The 1,439-nt window shown below is 40.3% G+C and carries 2 protein-coding genes; one reads left to right on the top strand and one right to left on the bottom strand.

The window, feature by feature from the left end:
* Positions 1–283 precede the first annotated feature (283 nt).
* Positions 284–709 carry a hypothetical protein gene (locus PSI15_RS17985; protein WP_273584706.1) on the bottom strand — a complete coding sequence of 142 codons (426 nt, stop codon included), beginning with the start codon at positions 707–709 and terminating at the stop codon, positions 284–286.
* Between the two features lie 346 nt (positions 710–1,055).
* On the opposite strand from PSI15_RS17985, the gene PSI15_RS17980 reads away from it, so the two are divergent.
* Positions 1,056–1,406 (top strand): SymE family type I addiction module toxin, encoded by a 351-nt coding sequence (locus PSI15_RS17980; RefSeq protein WP_273584705.1) that lies wholly within the window; start codon positions 1,056–1,058, stop codon positions 1,404–1,406.
* The last annotated feature ends 33 nt before the right edge of the window (positions 1,407–1,439 follow it).

Raw genomic sequence — 1,439 nt, 5'->3', positions numbered from 1 at the left:
TAACTTTCATCGCCGGACGGTGGGTTATGTGTCCGACGATATCTGCTTCCAAAAGTGCGCAGATGTACCGCATTGTGATGCTCTCCCTTACAGGCTACAGGAGTTTTAGTTCGCCACCCGAAGGTGATCCTTTCAGGCGATAAGATCACAGATAGTCACATTCAGATGGTAGCGTGTGTATCTGGCAGGGTCAAATGTCCATTTATAATATCTGACAGACTGCTCCACGGGGAGAGAATCAGGCGTATACCGAAAATTCAATGCCAAAGTGCGCCTTATTCTATTATTCTTTAATTTCTAAAGAATTTTTATATTTAATGCCTGTTAATTCTGACAAATCGGTATCTTTTCCGGTAGTGCGAAAGATTTCTCTGCACCTTAGCTTAAACAGGTGTTGGCAATGCTCACACATGTCATTAACATTAGCCGGATTTTTGATGGCCTTGAGTGTCCTGACGGCGTATTTACCACACCGGCACCGTACGACATAGATGGCACTGTTTTTATTGTTACCCCGCTGAGATAAAGGGCGGACACCCAACACGGTCAAAAAGCCATATTCATAGCCCTGGATTTGCATCAGTATTTTTATTAAATTTGGCTCTCTTTTAGTTAAGCGCAAATCATACGTCGTTTTGTAAGGCAAAAAATAATGAGACCGTTTTTTATTTTTCTGGCTATTATCTTTTTTAGCGGTATCGTTTATCAATTTCTCTAATCCATTTTACAATATATTAAACGCTTTCTAATTTAACTATTTTCATTATTAATTCAATAACGAAAAAACTAAACTTAACCTGTAAGTGGAATCCAATAATAAGTGACGAAGCCTCAATGGGCTCGACCATTGAGGCTTCTATAAATTATCTAATACCAGAAACAAGGAAGTTAATGTAATAGAACATGAAAAGTATAGCGTTTTTAATATAAGTCACATTGAATGGAATGGCATTAAATAATTCCTTTTTTTGTGATATAGGTCATATCTGACAAAGCAAGGTAAGATGACCGGACGCTTACGTAAAAACAACTCAATTCTCACAAGGAGTGTATTTATGGATCTTCATTTTTCATCTCACTTTGCTGAATTGCCGGAATGTGTGATCAGTGGCAATATGCTCAATCAAATTGGTTTTTCGGCCGATGCACTGTTTCATATCGCACAATTCGCCAACGGCTTGATGTTGTCACTGATTGAACCAGAAACCGAGCAGGATCTCGCCATATTGTTCCACAATACCGAAAACCACCCTTATCAGGGGATCGATTGGGTGCGAGAAAATGGCGAGCTTTATCTGGCGGGTGACTGGCTGACAGAAAGCGGCTTATTGGATCATCCCGTGACGCTGGAAACAACCTATGGCTTGATCGTATTGCGCGCTGAACTGCCGGTAGTACTCGCCTGAAAAACGATTCCATTAGAAAGTGATTAAACCGGA

The organism is Xenorhabdus sp. PR6a, from assembly GCF_028599065.1.
GTDB lineage: Bacteria > Pseudomonadota > Gammaproteobacteria > Enterobacterales > Enterobacteriaceae > Xenorhabdus > Xenorhabdus doucetiae.
Note: the sequence above shows the minus strand (reverse complement) of the source record. Positions and strands in the feature narration are given on the sequence as shown.